This window comes from Kosakonia sp. YIM B13588 (genome assembly GCF_042788165.1).
In the GTDB taxonomy this organism is placed as follows: Bacteria; Pseudomonadota; Gammaproteobacteria; order Enterobacterales; family Enterobacteriaceae; genus Kosakonia; species Kosakonia sacchari.
Genome location: NZ_JBHZPO010000001.1, coordinates 725001 through 747018 on the forward strand (window position 1 = coordinate 725001; position 22018 = coordinate 747018).

At 51.3% G+C, this 22018-nt stretch carries 16 protein-coding genes, 2 tRNA genes and 2 other RNA genes; 9 read left to right on the forward strand and 11 right to left on the reverse strand.

Annotated features, from left to right (window positions below; translation table 11 throughout):
• Window positions 1-52: 52 nt before the first annotated feature.
• Both oppA and ACFX4U_RS03425 read right to left on the reverse strand, forming a co-directional pair.
• Entirely contained in the window at window positions 53-1684 is a 1632-nt protein-coding gene (gene oppA / locus ACFX4U_RS03420; protein ID WP_025263594.1) for an oligopeptide ABC transporter substrate-binding protein OppA, read from the reverse strand.
• 844 nt (window positions 1685-2528) lie between these two features.
• Window positions 2529-3167, reverse strand: coding sequence for a YchE family NAAT transporter (locus tag ACFX4U_RS03425; RefSeq protein ID WP_370447798.1), 639 nt, complete (start codon window positions 3165-3167; stop codon window positions 2529-2531).
• A 487-nt stretch (window positions 3168-3654) separates the two neighbouring features.
• On the opposite strand from ACFX4U_RS03425, the gene adhE reads away from it, so the two are divergent.
• Window positions 3655-6333 (forward strand): bifunctional acetaldehyde-CoA/alcohol dehydrogenase, encoded by a 2679-nt coding sequence (gene adhE, locus ACFX4U_RS03430; protein ID WP_305735911.1) that lies wholly within the window; start codon window positions 3655-3657, stop codon window positions 6331-6333.
• A gap of 65 nt (window positions 6334-6398) precedes the next feature.
• Here adhE and tdk read toward each other — a convergent pair whose 3' ends face one another.
• Complete coding sequence (gene tdk / locus ACFX4U_RS03435) at window positions 6399-7013, reverse strand: thymidine kinase (protein ID WP_200550818.1); 615 nt, start codon at window positions 7011-7013, stop codon at window positions 6399-6401.
• 546 nt (window positions 7014-7559) lie between these two features.
• On the opposite strand from tdk, the gene hns reads away from it, so the two are divergent.
• Window positions 7560-7973, forward strand: a complete 414-nt coding sequence (gene hns / locus ACFX4U_RS03440) for a histone-like nucleoid-structuring protein H-NS (RefSeq protein WP_017457162.1) — start codon at window positions 7560-7562, stop codon at window positions 7971-7973.
• A gap of 275 nt (window positions 7974-8248) precedes the next feature.
• Here hns and galU read toward each other — a convergent pair whose 3' ends face one another.
• The 3 genes from galU to rssA form a co-directional block, all read right to left on the reverse strand.
• The gene (galU, locus tag ACFX4U_RS03445; RefSeq protein WP_200550817.1) at window positions 8249-9160 is read right to left on the reverse strand and encodes a UTP--glucose-1-phosphate uridylyltransferase GalU; all 912 of its coding nucleotides are present in this window, start codon (window positions 9158-9160) and stop codon (window positions 8249-8251) included.
• Window positions 9161-9358: 198 nt separating this feature from the next.
• Entirely contained in the window at window positions 9359-10372 is a 1014-nt protein-coding gene (gene rssB / locus ACFX4U_RS03450; RefSeq protein ID WP_017457160.1) for a two-component system response regulator RssB, read from the reverse strand.
• A 90-nt stretch (window positions 10373-10462) separates the two neighbouring features.
• Complete coding sequence (gene rssA / locus ACFX4U_RS03455) at window positions 10463-11371, reverse strand: patatin-like phospholipase RssA (protein WP_249881719.1); 909 nt, start codon at window positions 11369-11371, stop codon at window positions 10463-10465.
• Between the two features lie 110 nt (window positions 11372-11481).
• Between rssA and ACFX4U_RS03460 the strand changes: the two genes are divergently transcribed.
• From ACFX4U_RS03460 to ACFX4U_RS03485, 6 genes are all read left to right on the forward strand, one after another.
• Window positions 11482-11940: a YchJ family protein gene (locus ACFX4U_RS03460; protein ID WP_305735910.1), complete on the forward strand. Its 459-nt coding sequence runs from the start codon at window positions 11482-11484 to the stop codon at window positions 11938-11940.
• Window positions 11941-11988: 48 nt separating this feature from the next.
• Window positions 11989-12831 carry a formyltetrahydrofolate deformylase gene (purU, locus tag ACFX4U_RS03465; protein ID WP_016495830.1) on the forward strand — a complete coding sequence of 281 codons (843 nt, stop codon included), beginning with the start codon at window positions 11989-11991 and terminating at the stop codon, window positions 12829-12831.
• Window positions 12832-13004: 173 nt separating this feature from the next.
• A non-coding RNA gene (locus ACFX4U_RS03470) (RtT sRNA) lies at window positions 13005-13146 on the forward strand.
• A gap of 26 nt (window positions 13147-13172) precedes the next feature.
• Window positions 13173-13257 (forward strand) — tRNA-Tyr (locus ACFX4U_RS03475).
• Between the two features lie 34 nt (window positions 13258-13291).
• Window positions 13292-13376, forward strand: a tRNA-Tyr gene (locus ACFX4U_RS03480).
• Window positions 13377-13419: 43 nt separating this feature from the next.
• Window positions 13420-13551: non-coding RNA, RtT sRNA (locus ACFX4U_RS03485), on the forward strand.
• 158 nt (window positions 13552-13709) lie between these two features.
• On the opposite strand, the gene ACFX4U_RS03490 is transcribed toward ACFX4U_RS03485, so the two are convergent.
• Window positions 13710-14153, reverse strand: a complete 444-nt coding sequence (locus tag ACFX4U_RS03490; protein WP_175272985.1) for an Lrp/AsnC family transcriptional regulator — start codon at window positions 14151-14153, stop codon at window positions 13710-13712.
• A 109-nt stretch (window positions 14154-14262) separates the two neighbouring features.
• On the opposite strand from ACFX4U_RS03490, the gene ACFX4U_RS03495 reads away from it, so the two are divergent.
• Window positions 14263-15150, forward strand: coding sequence for a DMT family transporter (locus tag ACFX4U_RS03495; RefSeq protein WP_313507568.1), 888 nt, complete (start codon window positions 14263-14265; stop codon window positions 15148-15150).
• Between the two features lie 40 nt (window positions 15151-15190).
• On the opposite strand, the gene narI is transcribed toward ACFX4U_RS03495, so the two are convergent.
• The 4 genes from narI to ACFX4U_RS03515 are packed head-to-tail and all read right to left on the reverse strand — an operon-like array spanning window position 15191 to window position 21850.
• On the reverse strand, window positions 15191-15868 hold the full coding sequence (narI, locus tag ACFX4U_RS03500; RefSeq protein WP_017457155.1) for a respiratory nitrate reductase subunit gamma: 678 nt from the start codon (window positions 15866-15868) through the stop codon (window positions 15191-15193).
• Window positions 15868-16578 (reverse strand): nitrate reductase molybdenum cofactor assembly chaperone, encoded by a 711-nt coding sequence (gene narJ, locus ACFX4U_RS03505; protein WP_313507567.1) that lies wholly within the window; start codon window positions 16576-16578, stop codon window positions 15868-15870. The genes narI and narJ overlap by 1 nt, the downstream gene beginning before the upstream one ends.
• Complete coding sequence (narH, locus tag ACFX4U_RS03510) at window positions 16575-18110, reverse strand: nitrate reductase subunit beta (RefSeq protein WP_313507565.1); 1536 nt, start codon at window positions 18108-18110, stop codon at window positions 16575-16577. The genes narJ and narH overlap by 4 nt, the downstream gene beginning before the upstream one ends.
• Window positions 18107-21850, reverse strand: coding sequence for a nitrate reductase subunit alpha (locus ACFX4U_RS03515; protein ID WP_305735907.1), 3744 nt, complete (start codon window positions 21848-21850; stop codon window positions 18107-18109). Before ACFX4U_RS03515 ends, narH begins: the two co-directional genes overlap by 4 nt.
• Window positions 21851-22018 lie beyond the last annotated feature (168 nt).

Here is a 22018-nt window from a genome sequence, read left to right on the forward strand (position 1 = left end):
TGCGATAAAATAAGACACTGTGGGGCAGATAATCCTGCCCCACTCATTGCCATTAATGCTTGATAATATACAAGTTTTTAACGTAGATATTATCCATCGGGTCTTTACCGGTGTAGCCACCAACCCAGGTTTTCACCAGACGGGCGTTCACGTAGTAGTAAACCGGAACGATCGCCGAGTCTTTATCCAGTTGCTGTTCAGCTTTGGAATAAAGCTCACTGCGCTGTGCTTCGTCAGTGACTTTCAGCGTGTCGCCGATCAGCTTGTCAAACGCCGGGCTCTTATAGTGCGCGGTGTTGTTGGAGCTGTCAGAAAGCATGGTGTTCAGGAAGGAGGTCGGCTCGTTGTAGTCCGCACACCAGCCCGCACGTGCGACATCAAAGGTGCCCTGATGACGCGTGTCGAGGAAGGTTTTCCACTCCTGGTTTTCCAGCTTAACGTCTACGCCGAGGTTTTTCTTCCAGATGGAAGCCACAGCGATTGCCAGTTTTTTATGCAGATCGGAGGTGTTATACAGCAGGCTGAACGACAGCGGTTTGTCTGCGGTGTAGCCAGCTTCGGCCAGCAGTTTTTTCGCTTCAGCGTTACGCTGTTCCTGGGTCATTTTGAACCAGGCCGGTTCAGTCAATTTTGCACCATCGGTGTATGGCGGTGTGTAGCTGTATGCCGGCAGATCACCCTGGTTTTTCACTTTGTTGACGATGATGTCGCGATCCAGCGCCAGTTTCAGCGCGGTACGAACGCGAACGTCTGTGAACGGGGCTTTCTGGTTGTTGATTTCGTAGTAGTAAGTACACAGGTACGGGTCAACGTGTACTTCTTTAGGGATCTCTTTTTTCAACTTCTGGAACAGTTCGATCGGCATGTTGTTATAAGTCATGTCGATTTCGCCGCTGCGGTAGCGGTTAACGTCTGTTACTTCAGAAGAGATTGGCAGGTAAGTTACCTGGTTAATAACGGTTTTTGCGTTATCCCAGTAATTGGTGTTGCGCTCAAGAACGATACGTTCGTTGACCACCCAATCTTTCAGTTTGTAAGCACCGTTGGTCACGATGTTAGCTGGCTGCGTCCATTTTTCGCCGAATTTTTCAATGGTGGCTTTAGGCACAGCGGAAACAGATGGGTGAACCAGCAGTTTATAGAAATAAGGAACCGGCTCGCTCAGGGTGACTTCAAAGGTGTAATCATCAATTGCTTTTACGCCAAGATCGCTGGTCGGTTTTTTGCCAGCGATAACATCGTCGATATTGGCGATGTGGCCGTACTGCAGATAGCTCGCATACGGAGAAGCGGTTTTCGGATCCGCCAGGCGCTGCCAGCTATAAACAAAATCATGCGCCGTTACAGGCGTACCGTCGGACCATTTCGCATTTTTACGCAGATGGAAGGTCCAAACTTTAAAATCTTTATTATCCCACGTCTCTGCAACACCAGCCGTCGGGTGACCCTGAACATCGGAGATCAGCAGACCTTCAAACAGGTCGCGGTTGATATTGGATTCAGGAACACCTTCGATTTTATGCGGGTCGAGAGATTGAACTTCAGAACCGTTGTTACGAACCAGCGTTTGCTTCTCCGCCAGTTGAACGCCTGCCGGTACATCGGCAGCCATTGCCGCGTTACCGGTTATCAGTGCAGTCAAAATCCCCGCAGCTACCAGACTTTTCTTTGTGATGATGGACATTGTGTTGTTACTCCACTCATTATAATTACTGACGTTCACGCCAGCGTGTTTCATCCCCTGTTGGGGGCCTGTATAGCGCAGGAGCTTTTTGGCGCTATCAGACGTCTTTTTTTACTGCTGCTATCACCGACTTTTTTATTACGGACTGCTCAAACGGCAATCTTGCGTCGATTCTGTTACGCGCCTCCCCTGTCGAGGCGCGCTGTATTCACTATGACAACCGTTTTATATGAAAACGATTCTCATCTGAGCTGTTTATTCTGCAAATTATAAGGTCGAGAAACATAATGGGCGGAAAATAACAAATGCCCTCTTCTGTCGCCAATACATTTTGCAAATTTGTTAACCATTTCTCTTTTACGACACAGCATCAACCGACAGGCGATAGCTTTTCAGCCTCCCTGTTACTTTTTTATCTATTATTATCAATGAGATAAATGAACATCACCACCATGTGATGTTTTTCGACTGATGCTGTGCTTTTTTGCACAAAAAAGCAACAATTGACTACTTTTTAGCACATTCATCTGCGAGAAGATTGAAAGTACTAATATCATTTCAATTATGTCACGGCAAGCCCAATAGTATTATGTGACAGAAATAACAGGTGCGATTGCGCGAATTCCGCACAGCAAAGATTCGTTATACTTATAATTCACTGATAGAAAACAGATTTTCTGATTAGTGTAATTTATTATACTTCCCGGCGTTTTGCGGATACGTCATATGTTTTGCTGATTTTGCGCGTTCCTTTACAGCCATATTTGCAATATAAAACGGTTATCGCTATATAGATGAAAGCATAACGATAACCTTTTATTTCCTTATTAAAGGAAGAAGTGAATCAGTTCAGCAAACCAGGAAATAGCGATCTCGCCCCCGCGACAATAAACTCAATACCCAGCGCCATAAGTAATAACCCCATAATACGTGTAATTACGTTGATACCCGTTTGCCCAAGCAAACGCACCAGCCAGGGTGCGATACGAAATAGCCCCCAGGAGCTGAGCGCAAACAGCGCGATCGCCACGGTGAAACCGATCAAATGCTCAACGGTGTGATAGCGTGTTCCCCAAACGATGGTAGAACTGATTGCCCCCGGCCCCGCCATCAAAGGCAAAGCGAGTGGTACCACGCCGATACTTTCGCGGATGGCCGTTTCTGACTTTTCTTGTTTATTCTGCTTATCTTCACCCAGTTTCCCGCTGATCATCGACATGGCGATAGTTACCACCAGAATGCCCCCGGCAATACGGAACGAATCGATCGAAATACCAAACAGCTGCAATATGGCATCACCAAGAAACAACGACGTCCAGAGAATAATGGCCACGGACAGATTGGCGGTGAGATTCGTTTTATTCCGCGCGGCGGTCATCTGGTAGCTGGTCATGCTGATAAAGACCGGAATAATGCCGACCGGGTTGACCAACGCAAACAGGCCAATAAAAAATTTAAAATAGAGGGGAAGATCGAACACGATGTGCTCCACAGTAGGGTTTCGTAACGTTGTCAGATAAATAACCTATCGGCGCGACAGGAAAATCCATGCAGAAGATACGCGTTTTCGCCGCGTAGTTCATCATGATTTCCGTGGAAATTCGCAGCAATACAGCATGTTATTCAGTTGTGGGAATTGTGATAATCTTAGAGCGTGCCTGGCCATATGCCATTAACATTTGCTACAAACGCCCAAAAATGGGCTGCTGAAAGGTGTCAGCTTCGCTGAAATTTGATGTAGATCACGCATTACTTACTCAGAAGTGGGTAATCTTGATGGCACGAAAAGAGCTCAAAAGTGTCAGTAAGTGCGTTGTATCCTCGAGGCTCTTTCAGTAAATCAGTGGTGGATGGTTTAGCGTTAACTCTTTGTTTTTATGAAATTTACGCAACCTGCAGCCGGTCTGTCTATACTTTCCAATTAGGCAGCTGGTTTACTAAAAGAGTTTAAACATTATCAGGAGAGCATTATGGCTGTTACTAATGTCGCTGAACTTAACGCACTCGTTGAACGCGTGAAGAAAGCCCAGCGTGAATATGCCAACTTTACTCAAGAGCAAGTAGATAAAATCTTCCGTGCTGCCGCTCTGGCTGCCGCAGATGCTCGTATTCCGCTGGCAAAAATGGCGGTTGCCGAATCTGGCATGGGTATCGTTGAAGACAAAGTGATTAAAAACCACTTCGCTTCCGAATATATTTATAACGCGTATAAAGATGAGAAAACCTGCGGCGTGCTGTCAGAAGATGACACCTTCGGCACGATTACCATCGCAGAACCAATCGGCATTATCTGTGGTATCGTTCCGACCACTAACCCAACCTCCACCGCTATCTTTAAATCGCTGATTAGCCTGAAAACCCGTAACGCGATCATCTTCTCTCCACATCCTCGCGCTAAAGATGCGACCAACAAAGCTGCCGATATCGTACTGCAAGCAGCCATTGCCGCTGGTGCCCCGAAAGACCTCATCGGCTGGATTGATCAACCGTCTGTAGAACTGTCTAACGCACTGATGCATCACCCGGATATCAACCTGATCCTCGCTACTGGCGGTCCGGGCATGGTGAAAGCAGCGTACAGTTCCGGTAAACCGGCTATCGGTGTAGGTGCGGGTAACACCCCGGTTGTGATTGATGAAACTGCCGATATCAAACGTGCAGTGGCATCTGTACTGATGTCTAAAACCTTCGATAACGGCGTAATCTGTGCTTCTGAACAGTCCGTTGTCGTAGTTGATTCTGTTTATGACGCGGTCCGTGAGCGTTTCGCCAGCCACGGCGGTTACCTGCTTCAGGGTAAAGAGTTGAAAGCAGTTCAGGACATTATCCTGAAAAATGGCGCGCTCAACGCCGCTATTGTTGGTCAACCTGCTTACAAAATCGCTGAACTGGCCGGTTTCACCGTTCCAACGACTACTAAAATCCTGATTGGTGAAGTGAAAGTTGTCGATGAGAGCGAGCCGTTCGCACACGAAAAACTTTCCCCGACGCTTGCAATGTACCGCGCGAAAGATTTCGAAGACGCGGTCGAAAAAGCAGAGAAACTTGTCGCTATGGGCGGTATCGGTCATACCTCTTGCCTGTATACCGACCAGGATAACCAGCCAGATCGCGTTGCGCACTTCGGTCAGATGATGAAAACCGCGCGTATCCTGATTAACACCCCGGCTTCTCAGGGTGGTATCGGTGACCTGTATAACTTTAAACTCGCGCCTTCCCTGACTCTGGGTTGTGGTTCCTGGGGTGGTAACTCCATCTCTGAAAACGTTGGTCCGAAACACCTGATCAACAAGAAAACCGTTGCTAAGCGAGCTGAAAACATGTTGTGGCACAAGCTTCCGAAATCTATCTACTTCCGCCGTGGCTCTCTGCCAATCGCGCTGGATGAAGTGATTACTGATGGTCACAAACGCGCGCTTATCGTGACTGACCGTTTCCTGTTCAACAACGGTTATGCAGACCAGATCACTTCTGTGCTGAAAGCGGCTGGCGTTGAAACCGAAGTGTTCTTCGAAGTTGAAGCAGACCCAACACTGACCATCGTGCGTAAAGGCGCTGAATTGGCGAACTCGTTTAAACCGGACGTAATTATCGCTCTGGGTGGCGGTTCCCCGATGGACGCCGCGAAAATTATGTGGGTAATGTACGAACATCCGGAAACCCATTTCGAAGAGCTGGCGCTGCGCTTTATGGATATTCGTAAACGTATCTATAAGTTCCCGAAAATGGGCGTGAAAGCGAAAATGATCGCTATCACCACTACTTCCGGTACCGGTTCTGAAGTTACGCCGTTTGCGGTAGTTACCGATGATGCAACAGGTCAGAAATATCCACTGGCAGACTATGCTCTGACGCCGGATATGGCGATTGTCGATGCCAACCTGGTGATGGATATGCCGAAATCCCTGTGTGCCTTCGGTGGCCTGGATGCGGTAACTCACGCACTGGAAGCTTACGTTTCCGTACTGGCTTCTGAGTTCTCTGACGGCCAGGCACTGCAAGCGCTGAAATTGCTGAAAGAGAACCTGCCAGCCTCTTACAACGAAGGCTCAAAAAACCCGGTTGCTCGTGAACGTGTGCATAGCGCCGCTACCATCGCCGGTATCGCCTTTGCCAACGCCTTCCTTGGTGTGTGCCACTCCATGGCGCACAAACTAGGTTCGCAGTTCCACATTCCGCACGGTCTGGCTAACGCCCTGCTTATCTGTAACGTTATTCGCTATAACGCGAACGACAACCCGACTAAACAGACTGCGTTCAGCCAGTATGACCGCCCGCAGGCGCGCCGCCGTTATGCAGAAATCGCCGACCATTTAGGTCTGACTTCTGCCGGTGATCGTACTGCAGCGAAAATCGAAAAACTGCTGGCATGGCTGGAAAGCATCAAAGCTGAACTGGGTATTCCGAAATCTATCCGTGAAGCTGGCGTACAGGAAGCTGACTTCCTGGCAAACGTGGATAAGCTGTCTGAAGATGCGTTTGATGACCAGTGTACCGGTGCGAACCCGCGCTACCCACTGATCTCCGAACTGAAACAGATCCTGCTGGATACTTTCTACGGTCGCGAGTACAAAGAAGGTGAAGTGGCGGTAGTGAAAGCTGAAGCTGCTCCCGTTAAAGCAGACAAAAAAGCGAAGAAACCCGCTTAATTGTTAATGCTAATAAAAAACCCGCTTCGGCGGGTTTTTTATTGCTAAAGAGAAGAAGCGAAAAGCTAACCTCTGACGCGTTGCTGAATCGCCGTTAGAGATCCCTCTTGCAAGGCTTCTTTGTAGTGTTTGCGGCACACGGAAATATAGCGTTCATTGCCGCCAATAACCACCTGTTCGCCTTCGTTATAAGGACGCCCCTCTTGATCAAGTCGCAGCACCATACTGGCTTTACGCCCACAGAAGCAGACAGTTTTCAGTTCAACCAGTTTATCTGACCAGGCCAGCAAATATTGGCTACCCACAAATAACTCACCGCGAAAATCCGTGCGCAAACCGTAACAGAGCACCGGAATATCCAGTTGATCGACAACTTCAGATAACGCGTACACCTGCTCGCGCGTTAAAAACTGGCATTCGTCGACCAGCACACAATGCACAGCTTGTTGTTGATGCTCAGCGTTGATTTCGTCAAACAGCGATGAGTTGTGATTAAACAAACGCGCTGGTGAAGATAAGCCGATACGAGAGCTAACCTTGCCTGCTCCGAAGCGATCGTCAATTTCGGCGGTGTAAACCACCGTGCGCATCCCTCTTTCCTGATAATTGTAAGAGGATTGTAATAACGCCGTTGATTTCCCCGCATTCATTGCTGAATAGTAGAAATAAAGCTGTGCCATTGCGTGCAAAACCCCAATCAAAGTGTGATATTCCCGGCGCGGAGTGTACCATATTTTATCTGGTCATCCTGTCGTTGCTCCGCGATAGAAGTAAATCAATCCCCGATGGCAGACTCATAGATATTCCAATAGTTAATCATCTGAGTTGTTACTGCCAAAGAAACAGCAATAAGAAATTCATGATCTTACAAATTTTTTTAATCGGAACATTCTCACCCGAGTATACGGAAATTATTAATAATTTAAGGAAGAAGCACATTCAACGCTGGAATACTCAAGGTCGATATTTATCCATAATGGCTATAAACACGGATCAGATTAATCAGAAGTTTATGCATAAACACGCCGTCAAAGGCGCTGCCAGTACATCGGTATAAGATGTTTTTTGTGCGTTTCTTCAAGAAAAATTTAAGTTAGCGATATTTATAAATCGACTTAATAAAGCGGCATTTTGAATTCCTTACATTCACAGCTATTGCACTGGCGAAATTAACGCTCTATTATTAGCCCGACAAACCACCCCAATATAAGTTTGAGATTACTACAATGAGCGAAGCACTTAAAATTCTGAACAACATCCGTACTCTTCGTGCGCAAGCAAGAGAATGCACTCTGGAAACGCTCGAAGAGATGCTGGAGAAATTAGAAGTTGTGGTTAATGAGCGCCGCGAGGAAGAAAGCGCTGCCGCAGCTGAAGTTGAAGAGCGTACGCGTAAATTACAGCAATATCGTGAAATGCTGATCGCTGACGGTATTGATCCGAACGAATTGCTGAACAGCATGGTTACCGCTAAAACCGGTACTAAAGCAAAACGTGCAGCACGCCCGGCTAAATATAGCTATGTTGATGAAAATGGCGAGACCAAAACCTGGACGGGTCAGGGTCGTACTCCGGCAGTAATCAAAAAAGCAATGGACGAACAAGGCAAACAACTTGACGATTTCCTGATCGAAGAGTAATCAAGCCAGATTTCAAAAGGATCCCGCCAACTGGCGGGATTTTTTTTGACAAAGCACACATTCTCTTCACAAATATAGTGTATGGCATTTGGAATATACGTTTCTCGAATGCATATTGCTCAAATCCTGGTCAATTTATTTATTGTTTTGTGCGATATCTTCTGCGCAGCTTTGCCGTAACCTTTTCATTCGGAACATTCACAAATAAAAAAGGCCGGAGATAAGCAGTGCAATGCACTATTATCTCCGGCCTTATTTAGACTAAAGAAAGCGTATTATGCTTTCCCGGCGCCGACGGTTTCTTCGAGCCAGGCTTTAAATTCCTCGCCCAGCGAATTGTGACGAATACCGTACTCTACGAATGCGCGCATATAGCCAAGTTTATTACCGCAGTCATGGCTTTTGCCTTTCATATGATAGGCTTCTACGGTTTCTTTTTCGATTAGCATATCGATAGCATCGGTAAGCTGGATTTCATCACCCGCTCCCGGAGGTGTTTTCGCCAGCAGCGGCCAAATTTCTGCGCTCAGCACATAGCGACCTACAACGGCAAGATTAGAAGGTGCTACGTTAGCTTTCGGTTTTTCAACCACACCCACCATTGGAACGCTATCACCCGGATTCAGCGTTGCGCCTTTGCAATCCACCACGCCATAAGCGGTCACATCATCCACAGGTTCAACCATGATCTGGCTGGCACCGGTTTCGTCAAAACGTTTAATCATCTCAGCCAGGTTATCCTGGGAGAGATCGGATTCAAATTCATCCAAAATAACGTCGGGCAGAATAACCGCTACGGGTTCGTTACCTACTACCGGGTGCGCGCACAATACGGCATGACCCAGCCCTTTCGCCAGCCCCTGACGCACCTGCATAATAGTCACGTGCGGCGGGCAAATAGACTGCACTTCTTCCAGCAACTGACGTTTTACGCGTTTTTCCAGCATTGCTTCGAGTTCAAAGCTGGTATCGAAGTGGTTTTCGATAGAGTTTTTAGATGAATGTGTTACCAGAACGATTTCAGTAATGCCGGCAGCGATACACTCATTTACGACATACTGAATTAATGGCTTATCAACCAGCGGTAACATTTCTTTAGGAATTGCCTTAGTCGCTGGTAACATCCTGGTTCCCAATCCCGCAACCGGGATTACTGCTTTAGTCACTTTCGAATTTATTGCAGCCATTGAAAATCTCCTGGACTGTCCATGCTTGAACATGTTCATGAATTAACTCGCGTCTGAGTATATCAGTACCAACCCATCGACCAGGTCTGAAAAGGACGCGCTTACATCTAATTAGGACTAATACGCATAAACTGCGGCGATAGTACCACCCGTTTTTATGCGGTGGGTAAATCTATCTGCAATGTATGATTCGATCGCTCATTCCGCGCTCAACATTAAACGCAGACGCCCGCCGGCGCCCCACACCTGACATTGCCAGGAGTCGCAACGCTGGCTCAACTGATTTAAATACGTATTGCCAAGCGTACCGAGAGGCACCCCATTGCTGATTTGAATTTGATGATCGCCGGTATTTAACGTTGCGTTAAGACCAGCCGAAACGAGTATCAGGTTTTTCAATTCACTGTGGTAATAACCCACAAGTAGCGGAAACTGGCCGGGTAAATTAGCCTGGTGTAATAATTGATTTACCTGCTTGAGCAGCGCGCCCATCTCAGGTAAACGCTGGCGCTGGTGAGAAAGTTGTTCTTGCAGTAACCCATTAAATAAGGCGCGCAACAGCAGGGCCGCCAGCACGCCGTTATTTTCTGCACGCGTGACGTCCAGGCAATAAAACGCGAGATCCTGGCCTGATATCGGCGCGATATCCAGCACCAGACCGGGGCTTTCAACAGAAACCAGTTGGCGATAATTAACCCGACAACCGGAAATAACTTGTTGTACCGGTGGCTGGAGTTCCTGCAACAAATTCGCCGCGGCCTGTGGATTATCGACCAGCGCGTCCCAATCCTGGAACAAGCGCTCCTCTTCCTCAACGCGTGAATTAAACATATTAGGATAAAGACAGGCGAAGAGCGTTTCTTTTAATCGATTAAGATCTTTAACGGGTTTAAGAACGACATCCTGAACGCCAAGACGCAATGCTTTGGCGATATCCGCCATGTTTTCTGTCGCCGATATCACGAGCACCGGCGTTTGCATTCCACGATTGCGTAACGTCTCAATGAGAACAAGGCCATTCATGCGCGGCATTGCAAGATCGCAAATCATAAGATCGGGCTTATTTGCTGCCAACAATTCGAGCGCGACGACCCCATCTTCCGCCAGCAGCGTTATCGCGCCTAAAGATTGCAACCACGAATCCAGCAGAGAGCGGAAAACGGGCTCGTCTTCAACGATCAGTATCTGTTTTCCGGTCAACGGCTGCGTCATCTTATCTCCCCTGCCTGACGATAGATCAATAGTGGCATGCTTCGCCGATAATCGCCTGTCAGAATTTGCTGAAGTCTATAAAAACTCTACTTACGAAAGGGTCCGCACTAACGGAAGCAACTCATCCATTTTCTTTTCTGTCGCCAGTTGCCCCGCTGCAATAGCAGCATCTGCCCGATGAAAATCGAGTGTTGAAATTTGTGGGCAAAGAGGTTGCAACAGAATATCTGGCGGATCGCCAGCCATACGATTACGTTTGAGCCGGTTTTCAAGCACCTGAATCGAGGTGCTCATGATTTCCATTGCTGTGGGCGCGATTGGCCGTTTGGGCGTTATCCGCCCCAGCCGCTCACGCAGGCGTTGATGCCAGCGCTGTGTGGCAACCGTGTCGCTGTCTTTATCATTATTAGATAGATTCACCGACAGCAGATCTTGCTGCATCAGATGGGCGTCATGCTGCAAATCCACCGCAATCACCACATCCGCGCCTAACGCGCGGGTAAGGGAAACCGGTACGGGATTCACCACCGCGCCATCCACCAGCCAGTAACCATTATGCGGAACCGGTGACATTAATCCGGGCATACTACAGGAGGCGCGAACAGCATGATGTAAATCCCCTTCAGTGAACCATAGCTCGCGCCCGGTGCTAAGGTTGGTTGCCACAGCGCCGAAGCGTTTCTGGCAATGGCTAAAATCCGCGAACGGCAACAACTGGCGATACTGATTGAACACGCGTTCACCACGCAACAGACCACCGCGCTGCCAGGAGAGATCCATCAGCCGCAGCACATCCCAGTAACGAAAAGAGCGTACCCATTTTTCCAGCGACGGCAGACGTCCACACGCGTAAGCAGCACCAACCAGTGAACCAATGGAACACCCCGCCACAATATCAATTTCGATACCCGCGCGTTGTAATGCGTTAATCACGCCGATATGCGACCAACCTCTGGCCGCGCCGGAACCGAGCGCCAGACCAATTTTTACCTTTCTCATTACGCGTATTTTACTTCCCCCGGCTTACTGTAGCCACAGCGCTACGGCTCAGTTAACATATCGCTACCCTGGCGCCAACGCGCCGTTATTTTTATTCCTGGAATGCTATTTTGTCACAGTCTTGCCCTTGCGGTAGCGCTCTGGAGTATAGCCTATGTTGCCAGCCTTATCTGTCTGGTACGCAGGTTGCGCCGGATCCGTCACGCCTGATGCGATCGCGCTATACAGCTTTTGTGTTACATCAGTCAGAGTACCTGGTAAAAACCTGGCACCCATCTTGTGGCGCTGAGACGTTCCGCCAGCAAATTGAAGCGGGCTTCGCGGCGACCACATGGCGCGGTCTGACGGTATTTGAGCATGCTTACGGCGAAAATGATAATGAAGGCTTCGTCAGCTTTGTGGCGCGGTTTAATGAGTACGGTAAAGACGGCGCAATTATCGAACGTTCCCGATTCTTAAAGGAGAACGGCCAGTGGTACTATATCGACGGAACGCGGCCGCAATTTGGCCGTAACGATCCCTGCCCTTGCGGGTCAGGTAAAAAATTCAAAAAGTGCTGCGGACAATAAGCCTGCCAGCACCTTAAAGCAAACACCATCAACAGGATTTACCCGGCAATGCATTCAACACAACGTAAAATTTTGCGCACCATTTGCCCAGACCAGAAAGGCCTCATCGCGCGAATCACCAATATTTGTTACAAGCACGAACTGAACATTGTGCAGAATAATGAATTTGTCGATCACCGCACCGGGCGTTTCTTTATGCGTACCGAGCTCGAAGGTATTTTTAACGATGCCACGCTGCTTGCGGATCTCGATAGTGCGCTCCCGGAAGGTTCTGTACGCGAGCTGAATCCAGCCGGTCGTCGCCGCGTTGTCATTCTGGTCACCAAAGAGGCGCACTGCCTTGGCGATTTGCTGATGAAAGCAAATTATGGCGGACTGGATGTCGATATTGCCGCCGTGATTGGCAACCATGAAACGCTGCGTTCGCTGGTTGAGCGTTTTGATATTCCGTTTGAACTGGTTAGCCATGAAGGCCTGACGCGTGAAGCCCATGACCAGCAAATGGCTCAGGCCATTGAAGCGCACCAGCCAGATTACGTAGTACTGGCGAAATATATGCGTGTATTAACGCCAGAGTTTGTCTCTCGCTTCCCGAATAAGATCATCAATATTCACCACTCGTTCCTTCCCGCTTTCATTGGCGCCCGCCCTTATCATCAGGCCTACGAGCGCGGCGTGAAGATCATCGGTGCCACTGCGCATTATGTGAATGACAATCTGGATGAAGGCCCAATCATTATGCAGGACGTGATTCATGTGGATCACACCTATACCGCCGAGGATATGATGCGCGCGGGTCGGGATGTCGAGAAGAACGTGTTGAGCCGCGCACTGTATCAGGTGTTAGCACAACGCGTGTTCGTTTACGGCAATCGCACGATTATTCTTTAACCATTAATTTAATGCGTTGTTCGGCTTTGCATCGTTACGGGCAAAAAGCAGACAACTGATTCATTTTTCTCGTTTCAACGCTTTACAGCGGCGCGTCATTTGATATGATGCGCCGCGCTTCCCGAGATGGAAGCAGGCCAGTAACAAATAGCTTTACCCCGTGGTGGGGTGCCCGAGCGATCATAAGGTAGCTGACTGCAAATCTGCCGTCATCGACTTCGAAGGTTCGACTCGAGTGCCAGCGAGAGAACGTTGCCAGAGGCAACGGCCCGAAGGGAGAGGAGCGTTAGCTCCGAATAATCCTTCCCTTTCGCAACATCACAACAATGTAGTAATCCCGTGGTGGGGTTCCCGAGCGGCCAAAGGGAGCAGACTGTAAATCTGCCGTCATCGACTTCGAAGGTTCGAATCCTTCCCCCACCACCATCTACATCCTGCATCGATAATTTGATTTCCCCCTGGTGGGGTTCCCGAGCGGCCAAAGGGAGCAGACTGTAAATCTGCCGTCATCGACTTCGAAGGTTCGAATCCTTCCCCCACCACCATCTTTAAATAAATCCTCAGTCTTAATAATTGCGCCAATCCTTCATAGTCTCCGTTTGGGGAAGGACGAGAACCTTCGACCAAGGTTCGACTCGAGCGCATGCGAGAGAACGTTGCCGCAGGCAACGGCCCGAAGGGCGAGGAACGAAGTGACGAGTAATCCTTCCCCCACCACCATCTTTAAATAAATCCTCAGTCTTAATAATTGCGCCAATCCTTCATATTCTCCGTTTGGGGAAGGACGAGAATCATCGACCAGGATTCCACCCGAGCGAGGCGAGCAAACCTTGCCACAACGGCAAAAGATGGCGCTGCGCACGGCTGGCAGATGAGCCTTACAGCGGCGGTAACCGTCTTTTTACGGGGCTGCTCTTCACTATCGACGTATTGCACTGCGCGTATTCGGCGATGCCATCCAGCAACGTATCCAGTTGCTCAATCGAGCGCACCACCAGCCGCATAACAAAACAGTCTTCTCCCGTCACTTTGTCACACTCAATGCATTCTGGCAGTGCCTGGAGCATTTTATCCACCTTCTGCAACATACCCGGCATCGGACGGACGCGCACCAGCGCCTGCAAGCGGTAATCCAGCGCGGTCAGGTTTACGCGCGCGCCATAGCCTTCAATCACGCCGCGCTCTTCCAGCCGTTTAACACGTTCTGCCGTACTGGGCGACGTCAGCCCCACTCTCGCACTTAACACCTTCAGTGACTGGCGGGCATCCTCTGCCAGACAGGCCAGAATCGCTCTGTCGATATCGTCAATAAGGTAATCCATCATCTTCACCTAATTTTTAAAGGAATTAATCGTCATACACCTTACAACAACCATATAAAGCTGGTCGCCGTTTTTTCACAATATGCCAACAACCTTCAGGAGATGAAAAATGAAAACTATCCCTAATGGCACCTGGCAGATGAGCCTGGCAATGCTGATTTCCGGGTCGATTGGCGCATTTGTGCTGCTTAGCGGTCTGCCGGTGATTGATGTTGTGTTCTGGCGCTGCCTGATAGGCGCCGGCGCGCTATTTCTTTTTATCCGCTTTGGCAGACAACCCTTCACGCGACTTGCGTTCCCGGTGTTATTTCTGACAATAGCGGGCGGTATCGCGCTGGTGATTAACTGGCTACTGCTGTTCGCTGCTTACAGCCGCATTTCAATAGGGCTGGCCACGGTGGTTTACAACACCCAGCCTTTTATGTTGGTGCTGATGAGCATGTTGCTCGGCGAGCGCGTTACGCTTACGAAGTGGGGATGGCTGCTGGCGGCATTTTCCGGTGTTGTGCTTCTGCTGCTCAGTGAATTGCATCACCCGAACACGCAATGGCTTATCGGTATTGCCATGGCGCTGGGCGCTGCTTTTTTCTATGCCGTCACCGCGTTAATCACCCGCCACCTTAAGCAACTTCCGCCGCAGCACATTGCCCTGATACAGGTATTAACCGGTACGGTGATGTTATTGCCGCTGGTTCATCTGCCTACGTCCGGCGGGACATTGCCGTGGGGTATTCTGCTAACGCTCGGCATTGTACATACCGGCGTGATGTATCAGCTGTTGTACAGCGCGATCCAAAAGCTCCCCACACCGCTAATTGGCTCGCTGTCGTTTATTTATCCGCTGGTGGCGATTGTGGTGGATAACGCGCTGTTCGGGCATACATTAAGCGCGGTACAAATGGCGGGTGGCGTATTAATTCTGCTGGCTGCCGCAGGCAATAACCTTGGCTGGGGCGAGCGAAAAAGCGCGCCAGCGATAGTGCCAACGCGACAGTAAAAAAACCCCGCAGTGCGGGGTTTTTTCTGATGACTGATGATTAGCGACGGGCGCGAACAATCTGGTATTTGCGTGTCAGGTACTCCACCGGCGCGCTCCAGATATGTACCAGGCGGGAGAACGGGAACAACACAAACAGCGTCATGCCCAGCACCAGATGCACGCGGTAAATAAAGGCTACGCCCTCAAGGTGCGCGGAAGCGCCAACATGGAACGTCACAACCGACTGTGCCCAGCCAACCAGTTTCATCATTTCGCTGCCGTCCATATGCTGCGCAGAGAACGGAATGGTCAACAGACCCAGCGCACACTGCACCATCAGCAGCGACATGATCAGGATATCCGCCGCGGTTGAAGTCGCGCGAATACGCGGGTTGAACAAGCGGCGTTTCAGCAGCAACAAACCGCCAACCAGACACAGCACACCGCTGGCACCGCCGCCAATCATTGCCATCTTCTGTTTCACTTCAATCGGCAGGAAGGATTCATACATCCAGTGCGGCGTTAACATACCAAGGAAGTGACCGGCAAAAATCCCGAGAATACCGATATGGAACAGGTTCGAAGCCAGCGTCATCCCTTTACGATCCAGCATCTGGCTGGAGCCCGCCCGCCAGCTGTACTGACCATAGTCGTAGCGCAGCCAACTGCCGAGCAGGAAAACTGCCCCGGCAATATACGGATAGATGTCAAAGAAGAACATATTAAGGAAGTGCATTAGCGCTCTCCTCCTGTTGTGATATTCAGATATTGCGGCGCAACGGCACCCGCAAAACGACGCTGATGCGCGGTGATATCAGAATCACCGCAGCCCTGTTCGGCGAAGAATTTCACCTGCTCCTCTTCCCACACGGCATCCAGCGCCTGCGGCGTATCATCGCGGGCTTCACCGGCAATTTTTTCCGCGACCTGCGCGTTATCCACCTGTGTATTCGCCAGCGACAACAACGCATCGAACAGCGTTGCATAGTGGCTTTCGCGCTGCGCTAAACGCGCTTTTAACAGCGCGAGGATCGGCGCGATATCCTGCAAACCACCGATAGCTTCAACCAGGGGCAACTGCGCCAGATATTCCAGATAGAGCGGCAGATGATCCGGCAACTCACGGCTATCCAGTTGCAAGCCGTGGCGCTCATATTGCGCCAGCAGATCGACCATCGCCTGCCCGCGATCGCGGGACTCACCGTGGACGTGTTCGAACAGCAGCAGTGAGGTTGCGCGACCACGATCGAACAATTCGCTGTAGTTCGCTTGCGCGTCCAGCAGATCCTGAGACGTCAGATCACGCAGGAAGACGCCAACCTGCTGAGCGTCGGCTTTGGTCAGGTTTTCACCCGACGCCAGCGCATCGAAAACTTCCTGCTGGTGCTGCCATAAGGCAGCATCCGGGTACTCAAGCAAACGGGAAATAACCACCAGTTCAATCATGGGTGCGGCTCCGTTTTCACTGTCACATCCACCGCGTCAATACGACGGCTGTTGAACAGGTTGAATTTGGTGTCCGAACCGTGGCAACCATCGCCGAAGCTAAAGCCACAACCGTTTTTCTCCGGGAAGGCTTCACGCGCCAGCTCACGGTGGCTCGACGGCACCACAAAACGATCTTCGTAGTTAGCAATCGCAAGGTAACGGTACATCTCCTGCGCCTGGGCGGTTGTCAGGCCAACTTCTTCCAGCGCGCGGGTATCTTCAACGCCATCAACCGTTTCCGCACGTTTGAAGTGGCGCATTGCCAGCATACGTTTCAGCGCCAGCAGAACCGGACCGGTATCGCCTGCGGTCAGCAGGTTCGCCAGGTACTGCACCGGAATACGCAGACTTTCCACATCCGGCAGAATGCCGTTGCTGCCCAGCTCGCCCGCATCAGCGGCTGACTGGATCGGTGACAGAGGTGGCACGTACCAGACCATCGGCAATGTGCGGTATTCCGGATGCAGCGGCAGCGCCAGTTTCCAGTCCATCGCCATTTTGTAGACCGGCGATTTCTGCGCCGCGTCAATCACGCTCTGCGGCACGCCATCTTCCAGCGCCTGGGCGATCACCGCCGGGTCGTTTGGATCGAGGAACACATCCAGTTGACGCTGGTAGAGATCTTTTTCGCTCTCAGTGCTGGCTGCATTTTCAATCGCGTCTGCGTCGTACAACAGAACGCCGAGGTAACGAATACGACCGACACAGGTTTCCGCGCAGACTGTCGGCATGCCCGCTTCAATACGCGGGTAGCAGAAGATGCACTTCTCAGATTTGCCGCTCTTCCAGTTGAAGTAGATTTTTTTGTACGGGCAGCCGGTCACGCACATGCGCCAGCCGCGGCATTTATCCTGATCGATCAGCACAATGCCGTCTTCTTCACGCTTGTAGATAGCACCGCTCGGGCAGGTCGCGACACAGGCCGGGTTCAGGCAGTGTTCGCACAGGCGCGGCAGATACATCATGAAGGTGTTTTCAAACTGGCCGTACATCGCCTTCTGCATATTCTCGAAGTTCTGATCGCGGCTCAGCTTGTCGAACTCGCCACCCAAATCATCTTCCCAGTTCGGGCCAGCGGTGATTTTGTCCATCCGCTGACCGGTTATTACTGAACGCGGGCGGGCAATCGGCTGATGTTTACCTTCCGGCGCGTTATGCAGGCGCTGGTAGTCAAAATCAAACGGCTCGTAGTAATCATCAATTTCCGGCATGTGCGGGTTAGAGAAAATTTTACCCAGCAACATCGGACGGTTACCCATCCGCGGTTGCAGTTTGCCGTTAATTTTGCGGATCCAACCGCCCTTCCATTTTTCCTGGTTTTCCCAGTCGGTCGGGAAGCCGGTGCCCGGTTTGGTTTCCACGTTATTGAACCATGCGTACTCCATACCTTCACGGCTGGTCCAGACGTTTTTACAAGTCACTGAACAGGTATGACAGCCGATGCACTTATCGAGATTCAGCACCATGCCGACTTGTGAACGAATTTTCATTTTGCGCTCTCCTGTACCTGGTCATTGCCTTCGCCATCCAACCAGTTAATGTTCTTCATCTTACGCACCACCACGAACTCATCGCGGTTGGAACCGACCGTGCCGTAGTAGTTAAAGCCATAAGCCAGCTGGGCGTAGCCGCCGATCATATGGGTCGGTTTCGGGGTAATACGGGTAACGGAGTTGTGGATCCCGCCGCGCTGCCCGGTAATTTCTGAACCTGGCAGGTTCACAATACGTTCCTGCGCGTGGTACATCATGGTCATACCGGCTGGCACACGCTGGCTGACAACCGCACGAGCCGTCAACGCACCGTTGGCGTTAAAGACTTCAATCCAGTCGTTATCCTCAATACCGATCTCTTTGGCATCTTTATCACTCATCCACACCACCGGACCACCGCGCCCCAGCGTCAGCATCAGCAGGTTGTCGCTGTAGGTAGAGTGGATGCCCCATTTCTGGTGTGGCGTCAGGAAGTTCAACGCTTTTTCCGGGTTACCGTTGGATTTCGCACCCATCACTTCTTTCACCGAATGGGTGTCAATCGGCGGACGGTAAACCAGCAGGCTTTCGCCGAAGTCACGCATCCACTGATGATCCTGATACAACTGTTGACGACCAGAGAGCGTGCGCCACGGGATCAGCTCATGCACGTTGGTGTAACCGGCGTTGTAGGAAACGTGCTCATCTTCAAGGCCTGACCAGGTCGGGCTGGAGATGATTTTGCGCGGCTGAGCCTGAATATCGCGGAAGCGGATCTTCTCTTCCTCTTTATTCGTGGCCAGATGCGTATGATCGCGGCCGGTAAATTCACTCAGCGCAGCCCAGGCTTTAACTGCCACATGGCCGTTGGTTTCCGGTGCCAGCGTGAGGATCATTTCCGCCGCATCGATGGCGGTATTGAGCATCGGCTGTCCTTTCGCCGGGCCGTCCGCTTTGGTGTAGTTCAGCTTACGCAGCAGATCCATTTCGCTCTGGGTATTCCAGGCGATGCCTTTACCACCGTTGCCGATTTTTTCCATCAGCGGGCCGATAGAGGTAAAGCGCTCGTAGGTTGCCGGGTAGTCGCGTTCCACCGGAATAATATGCGGCGCGGTTTTGCCCGGGATCAGATCACATTCGCCTTTCTTCCAGTCTTTCACACCCAGCGGCTGCGCCAGTTCAGCGGCGGAATCATGCTGAATCGGCAGCGTCACGACATCGGTCTCTTTGCCTAAATGTCCTACACACAGCGCTGAGAAGGATTTGGCGATGCCTTTGTAGATTTCCCAGTCGCTTTTGGATTCCCATGCCGGGTCAACAGCGGCAGAAAGCGGATGAATAAACGGATGCATATCCGAGGTATTCATGTCGTCTTTTTCGTACCAGGTTGCGGTTGGCAGCACAATATCCGAGTAGAGACAGGTGCTGGACAGACGGAAATCGAGGGTAACCACCAGATCCAGTTTCCCGTCGAGGCCGTTGTCATGCCATTCCACTTCTTCCGGTTTCACGCCGCCCTGTTTGCCCAGATCTTTGCCCTGAATACCGTGTTCGGTGCCCAGCAGGTACTTGAGCATAAACTCGTGGCCCTTACCGGAAGAACCCAACAGGTTGGAGCGCCAGATAAACAGGTTACGCGGGTGGTTTTTGCCGTTTTCCGGCTGTTCTGCCGCGAAACGCAGTGAACCGTCTTTCAGCGATTTAACGGTGTAATCGACCGCGCTCATGCCCGCTTTTTCTGCTTCAGCGGCGATACGCAGCGGGTTGGTGCCCAGTTGCGGCGCAGACGGTAGCCATCCCATACGCTCAGCGCGCACGTTAAAGTCAATCAGATGGCCGGTGTAGCGGGATTTATCCGCTAACGGCGACAGGAATTCCTGCGCGGTTACCGTCTCATAACGCCACTGGCTGGAGTGGTTATAGAAGTAGGAGGTGCTGTTCATGTGACGCGCCGGACGCTGCCAGTCGAGGGCAAATGCCAGCGGCTGCCAGCCGGTTTGCGGACGCAGTTTTTCCTGGCCAACGTAGTGTGCCCAGCCGCCGCCGCTCTGTCCCACGCAACCGCAGAAGACCAGCATATTGATGATCCCACGGTAGTTCATATCAAGGTGATACCAGTGGTTCATCCCGGCGCCGATGATAACCATCGAACGGCCATGTGTTTTATCGGCGTTATCGGCGAATTCACGGGCGATGCGAATAATTTGCGACTGCGAAACCCCGGTAACTTTCTCAGCCCATGCCGGTGTGTAGGCTTTTATTTCGTCGTAACGGGTTGCGCAGTTTTCATCACCCAGACCGCGATCCAGGCCGTAGTTCGCCATGGTCAGGTCGTAAACCGTGGTCACCAGCGCAGTGGTGCCATCGGCCAGTTGCAGGCGTTTAACCGGCAGTTTGTGCATCAGGACGTTATCGAGTTCAACGCCGGCAAAATGCTCAGTATTGTCACCACCGAAATACGGGAAGCCGACCTGCGCGATATCGTCCTGTTTACCCAGCAGGCTGAGGTTCAGTTCAACATCAGCACCATTGCTGCCGTCACGCTGCTCAAGGTTCCATTTGCCTTTTTCACCCCAGCGGAAACCGATGGAGCCGTTCGGCGCGGTCAGGTTGCCTTCGCTATCAAGCGCAACGGTTTTCCACTCCGGATTATTTTCCTGACCCAGCGCATCCACCAGATCGGCGGCGCGCAGCATGCGGCCTGCCGCATAGTAACCGTCGCGCTCTTCGAGCATGACCAGCATCGGCATGTCGGTATAACGGCGAACGTAATCGGTGAAGTACTGGCTCGGTTTATCGAGGTGGAATTCACGCAGCATGACGTGGCCCATCGCCAGCGCCATTGCCGCATCGGTGCCCTGCTTCGGTGCCAGCCACAAGTCACACAGTTTGGCGATTTCGGCGTAGTCCGGCGTTACCGCAACCGTTTTGGTGCCTTTGTAGCGCACTTCGGTAAAGAAGTGGGCGTCCGGCGTACGGGTCTGCGGAACGTTGGAACCCCAGGCGATAATGTAGCTGGAGTTGTACCAGTCGGCAGATTCCGGCACGTCGGTCTGTTCGCCCCAGGTTTGCGGAGAAGCTGGCGGCAAATCGCAGTACCAGTCGTAGAAACTCAGGCAGGTGCCGCCCAGCAGCGAGAGATAACGCGCGCCAGAAGCGTAAGAAACCATCGACATTGCCGGGATTGGCGAGAAGCCCGCGACACGGTCCGGGCCGTACGTTTTCACGGTGTAAACGTTCGAAGCAGCAATCAGCTCATTCACTTCCTGCCAGGAGGAACGCACGAAACCACCGCGACCACGTGCCTGTTTAAAGCTCTTCGCTTTTTCCGCATCTTCGATGATGGAAGCCCAGGCATTAACCGGATCGCTGTGCTGCGCTTTTGCTTCACGCCACAGTTTGATCAGGCGTTTACGCATCAGGGGGTATTTCAGGCGGTTCGCACTATAGAGGTACCAGGAGTAGCTGGCGCCACGCGGGCAGCCACGCGGTTCGTGGTTCGGCATGTCCGGGCGGGTGCGTGGGTAGTCAGTCTGCTGGGTTTCCCAGGTGACCAGACCGTTCTTCACGAAGATCTGCCAGCTGCACGAGCCCGTGCAGTTTACGCCATGGGTAGAACGCACGATTTTGTCGTGCTGCCAGCGGTTACGGTATCCATCCTCCCAGTCCCGGTTGGTGTTTAAGAGCTGGCCGTGCCCATCGGCAAAGGTTTCGCCTTTCTGTTTGAAGTAGCGAAACCGGTCCAGGAATTTACTCATCGGGGGTTCTCCTGTTGGAGCCTGTCAGGCTCTCTTGGTAAATCGACATTGCTGCAATTGCGGCGAAGGTAACCCCCACAAAGACAAAGAGAATTGATGGTGATCAAGCTGCTCAAGCTTCGTTTCTGCACGCATCTGACGGAGTACCCACAAAGAGTTAGGGATTTC

Excerpts from the sequence above, each read along its gene's own strand:
- oppA (WP_025263594.1), bottom strand. The coding sequence starts at position 1,684 with ATGTCCATCATCACAAAGAAAAGTCTGGTAGCTGCGGGGATTTTGACT.
- adhE (WP_305735911.1), top strand. The coding sequence starts at position 3,655 with ATGGCTGTTACTAATGTCGCTGAACTTAACGCACTCGTTGAACGCGTG.
- tdk (WP_200550818.1), bottom strand. The coding sequence starts at position 7,013 with ATGGCACAGCTTTATTTCTACTATTCAGCAATGAATGCGGGGAAATCA.
- hns (WP_017457162.1), top strand. The coding sequence starts at position 7,560 with ATGAGCGAAGCACTTAAAATTCTGAACAACATCCGTACTCTTCGTGCG.
- galU (WP_200550817.1), bottom strand. The coding sequence starts at position 9,160 with ATGGCTGCAATAAATTCGAAAGTGACTAAAGCAGTAATCCCGGTTGCG.
- rssB (WP_017457160.1), bottom strand. The coding sequence starts at position 10,372 with ATGACGCAGCCGTTGACCGGAAAACAGATACTGATCGTTGAAGACGAG.
- rssA (WP_249881719.1), bottom strand. The coding sequence starts at position 11,371 with ATGAGAAAGGTAAAAATTGGTCTGGCGCTCGGTTCCGGCGCGGCCAGA.
- purU (WP_016495830.1), top strand. The coding sequence starts at position 11,989 with ATGCATTCAACACAACGTAAAATTTTGCGCACCATTTGCCCAGACCAG.
- ACFX4U_RS03490 (WP_175272985.1), bottom strand. The coding sequence starts at position 14,153 with ATGGATTACCTTATTGACGATATCGACAGAGCGATTCTGGCCTGTCTG.
- ACFX4U_RS03495 (WP_313507568.1), top strand. The coding sequence starts at position 14,263 with ATGAAAACTATCCCTAATGGCACCTGGCAGATGAGCCTGGCAATGCTG.
- narI (WP_017457155.1), bottom strand. The coding sequence starts at position 15,868 with ATGCACTTCCTTAATATGTTCTTCTTTGACATCTATCCGTATATTGCC.
- narJ (WP_313507567.1), bottom strand. The coding sequence starts at position 16,578 with ATGATTGAACTGGTGGTTATTTCCCGTTTGCTTGAGTACCCGGATGCT.
- narH (WP_313507565.1), bottom strand. The coding sequence starts at position 18,110 with ATGAAAATTCGTTCACAAGTCGGCATGGTGCTGAATCTCGATAAGTGC.
- ACFX4U_RS03515 (WP_305735907.1), bottom strand. The coding sequence starts at position 21,850 with ATGAGTAAATTCCTGGACCGGTTTCGCTACTTCAAACAGAAAGGCGAA.